Here is a 14545-nt window from a genome sequence, read left to right as displayed (position 1 = left end):
ATGATGGCAGAAACTAGCGCTTAGCCAGCAGCAATCCCAGCACCAGGCCGACGGTGGCGCCAATACCGATACCGTGCCAAGGTTTGTCATGCACATAAATATCGGCTTTATCGGCCACTTGTTTTGCACGCGCATAATAGCTGTCCGTTACGCCAATGCGGGCTTTAACTTCCAGCAGCGCTTTTTCCGCTCCCTTCTTCAAATCAACATAGGCTTGGTCTGCCTGATCGCCCGTATAGCGCAGTACTTCATCCAGCGTTTCAGATAGAAGTTTTAAATCATCATCGACACGAATTTCTTCAGGCTGTTTTTTAGTTGCCGCCATAAAGTACTTCCTTCTGTTATGAAAAGTCATTAGTTATAAATCGTTGCCTTCTTAACTATAGACAATTTTTCCTGACATCTACGGCTTCAGCAGACCAGATCATTCCTAAAACGTATTTTGCCTGCCCTCACTACCATCCGAGAACGTGGTGATTTTGCTGATAAAAAAACGCCGTTGATTCTCATCAACGGCGTTTCGTCATTCAACCCGACTCTTGTCGGAGGTTACAGCATTGGCTGCGCCAACTGTACCAGAGAGATAAGCGGCTGCGGATACAAACCGAAGAACAGCACTGCGATGGAGGAGATCAGTACCACCACGCCGCCCGCCGTTAAGGCCCAATTGTTTGGCGTATCACGCTGTAGCTGTTGAGGCGCTGTCAGGTACAGGCTCACCATCACGCGCAGGTAATAGTACAAACCAATGGCGCTACCCAGCACGACCGCACCAGTCAACCACCATAGTTCAGCATTAACACCGACAGCCAGCACGTAGAATTTACCGAAGAAGCCCAGCGTCATCGGGATACCCGCCAGCGACAGCATCATCACCGTCATCACCGCGGACAGGATCGGCTTATGCCAGAACAGACCACGGTAAGAGAACAGCGAATCAGCATCCGGGCCACGGTACGGGCTGGACATCAGGCTAACCACACCGAATGCGCCCAGGCTGCTGAACAGGTAACCCACCAGATACACGCCGACAGTTTCCAACGCCAGCTGATGGCTCTGAACCGCGATCAGTGCAACCAGCAAATAACCCAGATGCGCGATGGAGGAGTAACCAAGCAGACGTTTGATATTGGTTTGCGATACCGCCATCACGTTACCGAACAGGATCGATGCGAACGCGATAACGCCCAGCACGATTCTGACAGACTCGCTGTCAGTCATCGGTGCGTACAGGAACAAACGCATTACTGCACCGAAAACCGCAATTTTACCAGCCGTAGCCAGGAAGGTAGAGACTGGCGCAGGCGCCCCCTGATACACATCAGGCGTCCACAGCTGGAACGGCACCAGAGACAGCTTGAAGCCCAGACCGACAATCATCATCCCCAGACCAGCAAGCAGCAGTGGTTCATGGATTTGATGATCGCTCAGGCTCTTACCGAGGCTGGCAAAACTCATATCGCCCGATTCAGCATAAATCAGCGCCATACCAAACAGCAGGAAGGAAGACGCCGCCGCCGACAGCAGCATGTATTTAATACTGGCTTCCAGCGAACGTTTCTGACGGAAGGCATACCCCACCAGACCAAACAGCGGAAGGGAAAGCAGTTCAATCCCGATGAACAGCGACGCCAGATGGTTGGCGCTTGACAGCAGGATTCCACCCAACGCAGCAATCAGCACCAGCAGGTAGAACTCATCACGATTGTCTGGGTAGCCTTGCAGCCACGGATAGGCAAACGTACTGGTTGCCAGACTCGCAAGCAGAACCAGCCCGGTATAGAACATTGAGAAGCCATCAACACGCAGCAGCGGCGTCACGTCCGTTGGGCCAGCCTGGCCGACAAAGTACAGTGACAGCAACGCAATATTCAGACCGATAACCGTCATGGTTGCGTTGACAAAATGGTTGCGTCGCCACGCAATGCACAGCATCACAACCACTACCGTCAATCCGACGATCAACAGCGGCGATAGCGCAATTAGTTGTTGAAGAGTTATTGTCATGGCGAATTACGGCCTTGTTGTTGAAATAATTGAATCTGGAGCAGACGACATAAACCACTGCTGGATATTTGACATCGCGGCACTGGAGGTATCCAGAATCGGTTGCGGGTAAACCCCTAACAACACCAGTAATACCACCAACAGCATCACGATAGACAATTCGCGGATCGACATACTCTTCAATGGCTCATCAGATTTAGGCGCGCCATAGTAAGCACGCTGCATCATGATCAGTGAGTAGACTGACGCAAATACCAGACCGAAGGTTGAGATCACCGTAATCACCGGCACAACCTGATAGCTGCCGAACAGAATCATGAATTCGCCAACAAAGTTGCCCGTTCCTGGCATCCCCAGCGTCGCGACAGCAAAGAACAGAGACAGCGCTGGCAGGTATTTCAAACGCGCCCACAGACCGCCCATTTCACGCATGTCACGAGTATGCAGACGCTCGTAAAGTTGACCGCACAGAATAAACAGACCGGCAGCGGACAGGCCGTGCGCAATCATCTGAATCACTGCGCCCTGATAAGCCAGTTGATTACCGGAATAGATGGCAATCATGACGAAGCCCATGTGGGACACCGAGGTGTAAGCGATCAGGCGTTTGATGTCAGTCTGTTTAAAGGCCAACCAGGCACCGTAGAAGATACCAATCACACCCAGCCACATGGCAATCGGTGCAAAGGCATGGGAGGCATTCGGGAACAGCGGCAGGCTGAAACGCAGCAGACCGTAGGCCGCCGTTTTCAACAGGATCCCCGCCAGGTCAACAGAACCTGCGGTTGGAGCCTGGCTGTGTGCATCCGGTAGCCAGCCGTGCAACGGCACAACAGGCATTTTTACAGCAAACGCGATGAAGAAGCCCAGCATCAACAGATATTCAACACCATACGACATCGGCGTCTTCAGCAGGTCTTCATAGTTGAACGTCCAGACACCGGTGGCATTGTGATGCACAAAGACCAGCGCCAGAATCGCAATCAACATGATCAGGCCACTTGCCTGGGTATAAATGAAGAACTTGGTCGCCGCCGTAATTCTGGTTTTACCGTCAGAGCCTTTATGCCCCCACAGTGCAATCAGGAAGTACATTGGTACCAGCATCATTTCCCAGAAGAAGAAGAACAGGAACATGTCGATGGCAAGGAACACGCCGATAACGCCGCCCAGAATCCACAGCAGGTTCAGGTGGAAGAAGCCCTGATAGCGCTGAATTTCATTCCAGGAACAGAGGATTGCCAACACGCCCAGCAACCCCGTCAGCACCACCATCAGCAGCGACAGGCCATCCAATGCAAGATGGATACCGATGCCGAAGCGCGGGATCCACGGCACATAAAACTCGGATTGCCATTGTGGCACGCCTGTCGGCGCGGTCAGTGAGTAACCGCCTTGCAACCACAGTTGCAGAGACAGTGCGAGTGTCAGCCCCATTGCAATCAACGCTATCCAGCGCGGTACTTTCGTACCAAAACGCTCTAACTGCCAGCACAGCAGACCGCCGATAAAGGGGAGAAGAATTAGCCAAGGTAGTAGCATGGCGTTTTGTGTCCCTAAATTAAAGAAATCTGAAAACTTGCCGTGGCGGGCATCCCTCTCTGCGGAATGCCCTGCCTTTCATACGTTACCGGATGCCGCGTTACACCAGCAGCAACAAGGCCAGCACCAGCACGGCACCAAAGCCCATAGAAGCAACGTACCAGCGCAATTGACCATTCGCACTAAGTGCCAGCCCACGGTTACCCCAACGGGTAATCGTAGCCGGGATGGTCATCAGCCCATTTAACGGATCACGCTGCAACAGCTTCGCGATAGCCAGATACGGTTTAACAAAGACATGGTCGTACAACCAGTCGAAGCCCCACGCGTGGAACCACCAGGTCGAGAAGAAACGACCCGGAGCACTCTTCGCGATGCTGCTCACCGCCTGACGTTTACCCAGCCACAGCACAGCAGCAAGCAGAATACCGGCAATCGCCACCACGCCAGAGGTAATTTCCAGCGTCATTAACTGGCCGTGTTCAAGCTCAGTCGTCGCCGGCAACACACCGTGCAACGGCGGAACAATCATCGCACCAATAAAGGTGGACAGAACCATCAGCACAACCAGCGGTAAGTGGTGAGAAATGCCTTTTCCTGCATGCGCTTTGGTTTTCTCTTCACCGTGGAACACGATGAAAATCATACGGAACGTATACAGCGAGGTCATGAAGGCACCGACCAATCCAGCCACCATCAGATTGATGTGACCATTGGCCCATGCGCCAGCCAGAATCTCGTCTTTACTGAAGAAGCCTGCGGTAACCAGCGGCAGTGCAGCCAGCGCCGCGCCCCCGACCAGGAAGCAGACATAAACCAGCGGAATCGTTTTACGCAGGCCGCCCATCTTGAAGATGTTCTGCTCATGGTGGCAGGCCAGAATGACCGAACCAGAAGAGAGGAACAGCAGCGCTTTAAAGAACGCATGCGTCATCAGATGGAAAATCGCGGCATCCCATGCCTGAACGCCCAGCGCCAGGAACATGTAACCAATCTGGCTCATGGTGGAATAGGCCAGCACGCGTTTGATGTCGGTTTGCACCAAAGCGGCAAAACCCGCCAGCACCAGCGTTACCGCACCCACAATACCCACCAGATGCAGGACATCCGGTGCCATCAGGAACAGGCCATTGGTACGTGCAATCAGGTAGACACCCGCGGTAACCATCGTAGCGGCGTGGATCAGTGCAGAGACCGGCGTTGGGCCGGCCATCGCATCCGCCAGCCAGGTTTGCAGCGGCAGCTGTGCAGATTTACCGACCGCACCACCCAGTAACATCAGCGTAGCCCAGGTGATTTCCGGTGAACCTTCAGCCAATTTCTGCGGTGCTAATACCATCAGCTCGCGGAAGTTGAGCGTACCCAATTCTTTGTAAAGGATGAACAGAGCAAAAGCCAGGAAGACGTCACCTACACGCGTAACGATGAAAGCCTTCATTGCCGCCGCACCGTTCTTCGGATTGGTGTAGTAGAAACCGATCAGCAGGTAACTGCACAGCCCCACCCCTTCCCAACCGAGATACATCAGCAACAGGTTATCTGCCAGTACCAGAACGACCATACTCGCGATAAACAGGTTGGTGTAGGCGAAGAAACGAGAATATCCCTCTTCCCCACGCATGTACCAGGAAGCAAACAGGTGAATAAAGAAGCCGACGCCCGTAACCACGGACAGCATCGTCACCGCAAGACCATCGAGAGTCAGCGTTACGCTGATGTCGAAATTACCCACGGCCATCCATGTCCACAAATGCTGATTAAAGAAGGTGACGCCGCCGTGCTGTTGGCCCATAAAATCGACCACTACCCAAGCGGTAACCAACGCTGCCAGACCAATCGAGCCAACACCGACGGTCGCGGACGTATTTTCCGACCAGCGACCACGGGAAAATGCCAGCAACAGAAAGCCGAGCAGCGGGAAGAGTATTGTTAAATAGAGTAAGTTCATCCGCGCATCTCACTGACTGTATCAATATTCAGGGTCTGACGACGACGATACATCTGTAACAACAGCGCCAGACCAATACTGGCCTCAGCCGCTGCCAGCGTAATCGCCAGAATGTACATCACCTGACCATCCGGCTGCTGCCAGTAACTTCCCGCGACGACAAATGCCAGCGCGGCAGCGTTGATCATAATTTCAAGACTAATCAACATAAACAGCAGGTTACGACGAATTAACAGACCAGTCAGCCCTAGAACAAACAGGATAGCGGCTAAAATCAACCCATGTTGTAACGGAATCATGCGCGTTCCCCCGTTATTTTCTTCTCAACGTCCTGGTTCGCGCCTTCTTTACTGACAACGTCACCACGTTTATCTTCACGACCAATGTGGAAAGCGACAACCAATCCCGCCAGCAACAGCATTGACGCTAATTCAACGGCCAGAACATAAGGCCCAAACAGGCTGATACCGACGGCTTTCGCCTCAACAGGCGTGCCAGTGATGCCCTGCTCTTTCAGGCTGAGGATTGCATTGACGACAATGACCAGCAGCGCCAGAGAGAGAATGCCAGGCCCAACCCAAGCGCTGGGTTTCAGCCAATTCCGCTCTTGTTCTTCCACGGAGTTGCCGAGGTTGAGCATCATGACGACGAACACAAACAGCACCATGATGGCGCCCGCATAGACGATGATACTCAGCGCACCGGCAAAATTAGCCCCGAGCGAGAAAAAGACGCCCGCAATCGCCATAAGCGAAGTGACCATATACAACAGTGCATGCACAGGGTTGGTATGCGTAATGACGCGCAATGTCGCCAATATCGCAATCAAACCTGTGGTATAAAAAGCGAATTCCATGCTAGCTCCTTAGGGCAACAGGCCTTTGACATCAATAGGTTTGGCTTCGTTTTCCGCTTCGCCTTTGTCTTTCCCATCGATTGCCATACCAGCCATCCGGTAGAAATTGTATTCCGGATATTTACCCGGCCCCGATATCAGCAGATCTTCTTTCTCGTACACCAGATCCTGACGTTTGTAATCGCCCATTTCGAAATCCGGCGTCAGCTGGATAGCGGTTGTCGGGCACGCCTCTTCGCAGAAGCCACAGAAAATGCAGCGTGAGAAGTTGACGCGGAAGAACTCGGGATACCAGCGACCATCTTTGGTTTCCGCTTTCTGCAATGAGATACAGCCGACCGGACAGGCCACCGCACACAGGTTGCAGGCAACGCAACGCTCTTCACCATCAGGATCGCGCGTCAGCACGATACGACCACGGTAACGCGGCGGTGGATTCACAGGCTCTTCGGGATACATTCTGGTTTCGCGCTTCTTGAAAGCATTCGAACCCACCATACAGATACTGCGTATCTGGGTGCCGAAACCAACCACTAAGTCTTTCAATGTCATGGTTTATTCACCCCTTCTTAAGCGTTGTACAAAATGACGGCCGCTGTCGCCAGCAGATTCAAAAGCGTTATCGGCAGACAGACTTTCCAACCGAAAGACATCACCTGGTCATAACGCGGACGGGGTAACGAAGCACGAATCAGGATGAACATCATCATGAAAAAGCCCGTTTTCAGCGCAAACCAGACAAATGGAGGTAGGATTGGACCATGCCAGCCGCCGAAGAACAGCGTCACCATCAGCGCAGAAACCGTAACGATCCCGATGTATTCCCCGACAAAGAACAGACCGAATTTCATACCGGAATATTCAATGTGGTAACCATCGGCAATTTCCTGTTCAGCTTCAGGCTGGTCAAACGGGTGACGGTGACACACCGCCACGCCTGCAATGGCAAACGTAATAAAGCCGAAGAACTGCGGGATAACGTTCCACAGGTGTTCCTGAGAATCGACGATGTCACGCATGTTGAACGAACCCGCCTGAGCAACAACGCCCATCAGCGACAGGCCGATGAACACTTCGTAGCTCACGGTCTGTGCAGAAGCACGTACCGCCCCCAGCAGCGAGTATTTGTTGTTACTCGCCCAACCGGCAAACAGCACTGCGTAAACCGCTAAACCCGCCATCATCAGGAAGAACAGGATCCCGATGTTCAGATCGGCGACACCCCAGGTTGGCGTGATCGGCACAATCGCAAAGGCAATCAGCATTGACGTGAACGCGATCATCGGTGCCAACGTGAAGATCACCTTATCGGTAAAGTTCGGCACCCAGTCTTCTTTGAAGAACATTTTGATCATGTCAGCGACAAGCTGTAATGAACCGCCCCAACCTACCCGGTTTGGTCCATAACGTCCCTGAAAAAGACCGAGCAGTCGACGTTCACCCATACTCATGAATGCGCCACAGGTCACCACAACCAGCAGAATCACGATCGCTTTTCCGACGGTGATCAGAATCTCGGTTAATTCCGGTGTTAACCAACTCATTGTGCGGCCTCCCGCAGATTTTCAACGGTTGCACCCGCCAGTACCGGTGCAATACCCGGCAAGCCCAGCGGTAAACCAACCTGTCCCTGACTCAATTCCGCACTTAAGCGCAGTGGCAGACGTAGCGTTTGTCCTGCACAGGTCAGCTCCAGCAATGTACCGGCGTTCACACCCAGCGTTGCCGCATCAGCCGGGTTTACCATCACGTAAGGCTCTGGCATACGCTGCTGAATCACGTCGGAACGCTGTGACATTTCATCACTGCCAAACAGGTGATAATACGGCGCAACGCGCCATTGACCCGCTTGTGGGACGAAAGCCGCAGGGATGTTGTCGAAATATGTCAGTGAACCTTCTCCGGCTTCGATCATACGCACACCGGGATCGCCATGACGCAAATGTCCGCCCACTTCATCCTGAAATTTGTTCCAGGCTTGCGGTGAGTTCCAGCCTGGTGCCCAGGCAAACGGAATCTGCTGACGATTGGCTGTCGGACTGTTGTTCCCTTCCATTGAGAAGGCGAACATGGTGTCTTTATCGACGGGCTGGCGCGGTTCATGCACGCTGATATTGGCACGCATCGCAGTACGACCACTGGAGCGAATCGGTGAACGCGACAGTTTCTGACCGCGAATACGGAACGAGGCGTCCGGCGCAGCATCTTTGATCGCCGCCAGCTGTGGCAGTGCCGCAGCACACGCATCAATCACATTATCCAACTGCGTCCAGTCAACCTGACGGCTGTTGTAAGTGATATACAGCGAGTGCAGCCAGCGCCAGCTTTCCAGCATTACGACTTTGTCGTTGTAGTACGTTGGATCATAAACCTGGAAGAAACGCTGCGCGCGGCCTTCCTGATTAATCAGCGTACCGTCGCTTTCAGCGAAGCTGGCAGCGGACAGAATGATGTTGGCCTTGTCCATGATGCGAGTACGCTGATGGTCAACCACAATCAGGTTTTCCGCTTTTTCCAGCGCAGCATCAACGCGAGCAATTGGAGCATGGCGGTAGAGATCGTTCTCCAGCACTACCACGCTATCGGCTTCGCCGTTTTCCAACTGCGCCAGCGCATCATCCAGCGAACCACCACCCATGATTGACAGCCCGATGCTGTTGGCAGCGGGTGCAACAAAGGTAATACCGACGTCAGAACCACGATTCTTCAGCGCCTTAGCAACGTTTGCCGCCGCGGCGATCACGTCTTCACTGCCAGCATTGGTGCCGGAAATGATGAGTGGTTTTTTCGCACCGGCCAGCGCCTGTACGATGATATCGACTTTCTGGTCAAGACCCGCAGCCAGATCGGTAACCGCTGGAGCGCTGCTATCCAGACCGTGTGCAATAGCAAAACCAAGACGCGCCTGATCGGCAACTGGCGCACGGTAGTTCCATGCTGCGATGTCGTCCAGACGAGTGCTGTCTACGTTAGTGACAAAGAGTGGGTGCTTGGCGTGTTGACCAATGTTCATGATCGCCGCGATCTGCCAGTCAGCCACTTTCTGCGCTGCTGCCATTTCACGGGCTTTGCCTTTAACGGCTTGACGAACGGCCAGTGCGATACGCGCCCCCGTCTGCGTCAAGTCTTCACCCAGAATCAGAACCGCATCGTAGCCTTCGATTTCACGCAGCGCTGGCGTTCTCACACCACTTTCGCGCAGCACTTTCAGGATCAGTTGCAGACGATTTTGTTCTTCCTGCGCAATACCGGTGTAGAAGTTCTCTGCCCCTACCAGCTCACGCAAAGCGAAGTTGCTTTCGATGCTGGCACGCGGCGAACCGATACCGATCGTTTTCTTCGCTTGACGCAGCACATCCGCCGCACCTTGCAGAGCCTGATCGGCATTCAGCGCGATCCAATCATCACCGCGACGTTGCAGCGGCTGGTTTGGACGGTCTTTCTGATTAACATAGCCGTAACCAAAACGGCCGCGGTCACACAGGAAATAGTGGTTTACACTACCGTTAAAACGGTTTTCGATACGACGCAGTTCGCCATAACGTTCACCGGGGCTGGTATTACAACCGATGCTGCACTGTTGGCAGACGCTCGGTGCAAACTGCATATCCCATTTACGGTTATAGCGCTCGGAGTGCGTTTTATCGGTGAAGACACCGGTAGGACACACTTCAACCAGGTTACCGGAGAATTCGCTTTCCAGCGTGCCATCTTCCGGGCGACCGAAATAGACGTTGTCATGCGCGCCGTAAACGCCGAGATCTTTGCCATCCGCATAGTCTTTGTAGTAACGCACGCAGCGATAACACGCGATACAGCGGTTCATTTCATGAGAAATGAATGGGCCGAGATCCTGATTGCGGTGAGTACGCTTGGTGAAGCGATAACGACGGAAGTTCTGCCCCGTCATGACCGTCATATCCTGCAAATGACAGTTACCGCCTTCCTCACACACTGGGCAATCGTGCGGGTGGTTGGTCATCAGAAACTCAACTATCGTCTTACGGAATAGTTTCGCTTCTTCATCTTCAATCGCGATGAACGTTCCTTCGGTTGCTGGTGTCATACAAGACATCACCAGACGACCGCGGGTGTCTTCCGCGTTTTGATACTGTTTTACCGCACAGAGGCGGCAGGATCCGACGCTCCCGAGCGCGGGGTGCCAGCAAAAGTAAGGAATATCAAGTCCCAGAGTCAGGCAAGCTTCCAGAAGGTTGTCTGCTCCGTTTACTTCATACTCTTTGCCGTCTACATGAATAGTAGCCATAGTCAGCATGCTTCCATAATGGCCCGTGTTGCCACGAGCGCTAATCAAAAATTCTGTATACCCTCATCTTTCAAATCGCAAATGCGTTGGCTACCTGCGCCCTGAAATCTATTGGGTTTATTGAGGGTGGCTTATTTGCGCCACCCTGCGGATACATTCACTGCATCTCGCACATGTTGAGCGATAACTTACCAGCGCTCTTTCAACAGGTTAGGCTGAATACCGCCAATCGCTTTGACGTTGCCTAAATACTGTTTAGAGATACCCGCTTCGAATTCTTCCCGGAAATACTTGATGGCACTTTGCAGCGGTTCGACCGCACCCGGCGCATGCGCACAGAAGGTGTTACCCGGTCCGAGGAAACGGCAAAGCTGTTCCAGCGTTTCGATATCGCCAGGCTGGCCTTCACCATTTTCCAGCGCACGCAGAATCTTCACGCTCCACGGCAAACCATCGCGGCACGGCGTACACCAGCCACAGGATTCACGGGCGAAGAACTCTTCCAGATTGCGCGTCAGCGAAACCATATTGATTTCGTGATCGACAGCCATCGCCAGCGCCGTACCCATACGGCTACCAGCTTTCGCAATGTGCTCAAAATCCATCGGCAGATCGAGATGGTTTTCCGTCAGGAAATCCGTCCCTGCGCCGCCCGGTTGCCAGGCTTTCAGTTTCAGACCATCGCGCATACCGCCCGCGTAGTCTTCCAGAATTTCACGCGCCGTGGTGCCGAACGGCAGTTCCCACAGGCCCGGATTCTTGACGCGCCCAGAGAAGCCCATCAGTTTCGTGCCGGCATCTTTACTTTTACCCGCAGACAAGCCCTGATACCACGCCGCACCGTGTTCGATAATCGCCGGTACGTTACACAGCGTTTCCACGTTGTTGACGCAGGTCGGTTTACCCCAAACACCCGCAGACGCCGGGAATGGCGGCTTCGAACGAGGGTTGGCACGACGGCCTTCCAGCGAGTTAATCAGTGCCGTTTCTTCACCGCAGATATAACGCCCTGCGCCTGTGTGCACGAACAGCTCGAAATCAAACCCGCTACCCAGAATATTCTTGCCCAGCAGGCCAGCGGCTTTCGCTTCTTCGATTGCCCGACGCAGGTGGACGGCAGCTTCGATGTATTCACCACGCAGGAAGATGTAACCGCGGTAGGCTTTCAGCGCAAACGCGCTGATCAACATACCTTCAACCAGCAGATGGGGCTCTTGCTCCATCAGCAGGCGGTCTTTATAAGTCCCTGGCTCCATCTCATCCGCGTTACACAGCAGGTAGCGGATGTTCATGCTTTCGTCTTTCGGCATCAGGCTCCACTTCAAGCCTGTCGAAAAGCCCGCGCCGCCACGCCCTTTCAGGCCAGCGTCTTTAACCAGTGAGACCACTTCATCCTGCGCCATGCCGGTTAACGCTTTTTGCGCCGCGACATAGCCGTTTTTGCTGCGATATTCATCCAGCCATACTGGCTGTTTGTCTGCGCGTAAACGCCAGGTCAGAGGATGCTGCTCAGCAGTCAGAACAATGTTTTTACTCATTGATACTGCTCCAATAACGATTCAATTCCTTCCGGCGTCACATGGCTATGGGTATCGTCGTCAATCATCATTGACGGCCCCTTGTCACAGTTCCCCAGGCAGCAGGTCGGCAACAGCGTGAAACGTCCATCGAACGTTGTCTGTCCCGGTTTGATGCTGAGCTTACGCTCAAGCGCAGCCTGAACGCCCTGATAGCCATTGATGTGGCACACGACGCTGTCGCAATAGCGAATGATGTGGCGCCCAACCGGCTGACGATAAATTTGGCTATAGAATGTCGCTACGCCTTCCACGTCACTGGCTGGAATGCCCAGCACATCGGCAATCGCGTTGATCGCACCATCCGGTACCCAGCCGCGTTCTTTCTGCACAATTTTCAGTGCTTCAATGGACGCCGCGCGCGCATCTTCATAATGATGTTTTTCGTGTTCAATCGCGTCACGCTCGGCGTCGCTCAACACAAAAACGTTGTTATCAGAAATGTTGCGTTCAGAAATATTGTGATCAGGCATAATTAGCGGTCCACATCTGACATAACGAAATCAATACTGCCGAGGTAAACGATCAGATCGGATACCAGACATCCGCGAATAACAGAAGGAATCTGTTGCAGATGCGCATAGCTCGGCGTGCGAATACGGGTACGGTAGCTCATCGTGCCGCCGTCACTGGTCAGGTAATAGCTGTTGATGCCCTTTGTTGCCTCAACCATCTGGAATGATTCATTGGCAGGCATAACCGGACCCCAGGAAACCTGAAGGAAGTGGTTAATCAGCGTATCGATATGCTGCAATGTGCGCTCTTTTGGCGGCGGCGTCGTCAGCGGGTGATCCGCTTTGAACGGCCCTTCCGGCATGTTCTTGAGGCACTGATCCAGAATACGCAGGCTTTGGCGCAGCTCTTCAACCTTCAGCATCACGCGGCTATAGCAATCGCTGATGCCGTCGCCGACAGGCACTTCAAAGTCGAAGTTTTCATAGCCGGAATACGGACGCCATTTGCGCACGTCAAAACCAATACCTGTCGCACGCAGACCCGCACCGGTTACGCCCCAATCCAACGCTTCTTTTGCATTGTAAGCGGCAACGCCCTGAGTACGGCCTTTCAGGATAGTGTTCTGCAATGCAGCCTTAACATAGGTATCCAGGCGACTCGGCATCCAGTCGAGGAATTCACGCAGCAGACGCTCCCAACCGCGTGGCAGATCGTGCGCCACCCCGCCGATGCGGAACCAGGCAGGGTGCATACGGAAGCCGGTAATCGCTTCAACTAAATCGTAAATTTTCTGGCGGTCAGTAAACGCAAAGAACACCGGTGTCATCGCACCAACGTCCTGAATATAGGTACTGATATACAGCAGGTGGCTATTAATGCGGAACAGCTCAGACAACATCACGCGAATCGTTTTGACGCGATCAGGTACCTCAATGCCCGCCAATTTTTCTACGGCAAGCACATACGGCATTTCGTTAACGCAGCCGCCGAGGTATTCAATACGGTCGGTATAAGGGATGTAGCTGTGCCAGGACTGGCGTTCGCCCATTTTCTCCGCGCCGCGATGGTGGTAACCCACGTCAGGCACGCAGTCGACGATTTCTTCGCCATCCAACTGCAGGATAATACGGAAAGCACCGTGTGAAGACGGGTGGTTTGGACCGAGGTTGAGGAACATGAAGTCCTCATTTTCAGTGCCGCGCTTCATTCCCCACTCTTCCGGTTTGAACGTCAGCGATTCCATTTCCAGATCTTCTTTCTGCTTGGTCAGCACGAAAGGATCGAATTCGGTCGCACGCGCTGGATAATCTTTACGCAACGGGTGCCCTTCCCACGTATGCGGCATCATGATGCGCGTCAGGTGCGGGTGGCCGTTAAACGTAATACCAAACATTTCCCACGTTTCACGCTCATACCAGTTGGCATTCGGGAACAGTTTGGTCACGGTCGGTACGTGCAGATCGCTCTCGGCCAACGCGACTTTCAGCATGATGTCGCGGTTACGCTCGATGGAAATGATGTGATAAAAGACGGAGTAGTCGGCGGCAGGTAAGCCTTCACGGTGGGTGCGCAAACGCTCATCCATACCGTGCAGGTCAAACAGCATAACATAAGGCTTTGGCTGTTTTTTCAGGAATGCGACAACGTCCAGTAATTGCTCACGTTTGACCCACACAACGGGAATACCTGTGCGGGTTGCTTGTACAGTAAATGCATCTGGTCCAAAACGGTTACACAGCTCGCCAACGACCGGATCGTCAAGGTGATCGCGGGTTTGCCAGCCTGGCTGAGCGAGATCGTGTGTCGTTAAATCTGTCATAAATATGTCACCACATTAAATGTGCTATTTCTGTATCTGATAATGACCGCACACTATTATCGGGGTATTACAC

General features: G+C 53.3%; 12 protein-coding genes. All 12 read right to left on the bottom strand.

Annotated features, from left to right (window positions below; translation table 11 throughout):
• Positions 1 to 13: 13 nt before the first annotated feature.
• The 12 genes from elaB to nuoC all read right to left on the bottom strand — a co-directional run bounded on the left by elaB (position 14) and on the right by nuoC (position 14472).
• The gene (gene elaB / locus AB8809_RS07420) at positions 14 to 325 is read right to left on the bottom strand and encodes a stress response protein ElaB (RefSeq protein ID WP_015840956.1); all 312 of its coding nucleotides are present in this window, start codon (positions 323 to 325) and stop codon (positions 14 to 16) included.
• A gap of 224 nt (positions 326 to 549) precedes the next feature.
• Entirely contained in the window at positions 550 to 2007 is a 1458-nt protein-coding gene (gene nuoN, locus AB8809_RS07415; RefSeq protein ID WP_349855767.1) for an NADH-quinone oxidoreductase subunit NuoN, read from the bottom strand.
• A 6-nt stretch (positions 2008 to 2013) separates the two neighbouring features.
• Entirely contained in the window at positions 2014 to 3549 is a 1536-nt protein-coding gene (gene nuoM / locus AB8809_RS07410; protein ID WP_015840958.1) for an NADH-quinone oxidoreductase subunit M, read from the bottom strand.
• A 100-nt stretch (positions 3550 to 3649) separates the two neighbouring features.
• Positions 3650 to 5497: an NADH-quinone oxidoreductase subunit L gene (gene nuoL / locus AB8809_RS07405; protein WP_015840959.1), complete on the bottom strand. Its 1848-nt coding sequence runs from the start codon at positions 5495 to 5497 to the stop codon at positions 3650 to 3652.
• Entirely contained in the window at positions 5494 to 5796 is a 303-nt protein-coding gene (nuoK, locus tag AB8809_RS07400) for an NADH-quinone oxidoreductase subunit NuoK (RefSeq protein ID WP_005969835.1), read from the bottom strand. The genes nuoL and nuoK overlap by 4 nt, the downstream gene beginning before the upstream one ends.
• Positions 5793 to 6353: an NADH-quinone oxidoreductase subunit J gene (nuoJ, locus tag AB8809_RS07395; RefSeq protein WP_015840960.1), complete on the bottom strand. Its 561-nt coding sequence runs from the start codon at positions 6351 to 6353 to the stop codon at positions 5793 to 5795. The genes nuoK and nuoJ overlap by 4 nt, the downstream gene beginning before the upstream one ends.
• 9 nt (positions 6354 to 6362) lie before the next feature.
• Entirely contained in the window at positions 6363 to 6905 is a 543-nt protein-coding gene (gene nuoI / locus AB8809_RS07390) for an NADH-quinone oxidoreductase subunit NuoI (protein ID WP_015840961.1), read from the bottom strand.
• 17 nt (positions 6906 to 6922) lie between these two features.
• A complete protein-coding gene (gene nuoH, locus AB8809_RS07385; protein WP_015840962.1) occupies positions 6923 to 7897 on the bottom strand; it encodes an NADH-quinone oxidoreductase subunit NuoH in 975 nt (324 codons plus the stop codon).
• Positions 7894 to 10620 carry an NADH-quinone oxidoreductase subunit NuoG gene (gene nuoG / locus AB8809_RS07380; protein ID WP_349855770.1) on the bottom strand — a complete coding sequence of 909 codons (2727 nt, stop codon included), beginning with the start codon at positions 10618 to 10620 and terminating at the stop codon, positions 7894 to 7896. The genes nuoH and nuoG overlap by 4 nt, the downstream gene beginning before the upstream one ends.
• A gap of 188 nt (positions 10621 to 10808) precedes the next feature.
• Positions 10809 to 12158: an NADH-quinone oxidoreductase subunit NuoF gene (gene nuoF, locus AB8809_RS07375; protein WP_180777642.1), complete on the bottom strand. Its 1350-nt coding sequence runs from the start codon at positions 12156 to 12158 to the stop codon at positions 10809 to 10811.
• A complete protein-coding gene (nuoE, locus tag AB8809_RS07370; RefSeq protein WP_015840965.1) occupies positions 12155 to 12670 on the bottom strand; it encodes an NADH-quinone oxidoreductase subunit NuoE in 516 nt (171 codons plus the stop codon). Before nuoE ends, nuoF begins: the two co-directional genes overlap by 4 nt.
• A gap of 2 nt (positions 12671 to 12672) precedes the next feature.
• Positions 12673 to 14472 (bottom strand): NADH-quinone oxidoreductase subunit C/D, encoded by a 1800-nt coding sequence (gene nuoC, locus AB8809_RS07365; protein ID WP_015840966.1) that lies wholly within the window; start codon positions 14470 to 14472, stop codon positions 12673 to 12675.
• Positions 14473 to 14545: the final 73 nt, after the last annotated feature.

This window comes from Pectobacterium aroidearum (assembly GCF_041228105.1).
Taxonomy (GTDB): Bacteria; Pseudomonadota; Gammaproteobacteria; order Enterobacterales; family Enterobacteriaceae; genus Pectobacterium; species Pectobacterium aroidearum.
Note: the sequence above shows the minus strand (reverse complement) of the source record. Positions and strands in the feature narration are given on the sequence as shown.

What these genes read in the sequence shown, in the direction of transcription:
- elaB (WP_015840956.1), bottom strand. Translation starts at nt 325, where the DNA reads ATGGCGGCAACTAAAAAACAGCCTGAAGAAATTCGTGTCGATGATGAT.
- nuoN (WP_349855767.1), bottom strand. Translation starts at nt 2,007, where the DNA reads ATGACAATAACTCTTCAACAACTAATTGCGCTATCGCCGCTGTTGATC.
- nuoM (WP_015840958.1), bottom strand. Translation starts at nt 3,549, where the DNA reads ATGCTACTACCTTGGCTAATTCTTCTCCCCTTTATCGGCGGTCTGCTG.
- nuoL (WP_015840959.1), bottom strand. Translation starts at nt 5,497, where the DNA reads ATGAACTTACTCTATTTAACAATACTCTTCCCGCTGCTCGGCTTTCTG.
- nuoK (WP_005969835.1), bottom strand. Translation starts at nt 5,796, where the DNA reads ATGATTCCGTTACAACATGGGTTGATTTTAGCCGCTATCCTGTTTGTT.
- nuoJ (WP_015840960.1), bottom strand. Translation starts at nt 6,353, where the DNA reads ATGGAATTCGCTTTTTATACCACAGGTTTGATTGCGATATTGGCGACA.
- nuoI (WP_015840961.1), bottom strand. Translation starts at nt 6,905, where the DNA reads ATGACATTGAAAGACTTAGTGGTTGGTTTCGGCACCCAGATACGCAGT.
- nuoH (WP_015840962.1), bottom strand. Translation starts at nt 7,897, where the DNA reads ATGAGTTGGTTAACACCGGAATTAACCGAGATTCTGATCACCGTCGGA.
- nuoG (WP_349855770.1), bottom strand. Translation starts at nt 10,620, where the DNA reads ATGGCTACTATTCATGTAGACGGCAAAGAGTATGAAGTAAACGGAGCA.
- nuoF (WP_180777642.1), bottom strand. Translation starts at nt 12,158, where the DNA reads ATGAGTAAAAACATTGTTCTGACTGCTGAGCAGCATCCTCTGACCTGG.
- nuoE (WP_015840965.1), bottom strand. Translation starts at nt 12,670, where the DNA reads ATGCCTGATCACAATATTTCTGAACGCAACATTTCTGATAACAACGTT.
- nuoC (WP_015840966.1), bottom strand. Translation starts at nt 14,472, where the DNA reads ATGACAGATTTAACGACACACGATCTCGCTCAGCCAGGCTGGCAAACC.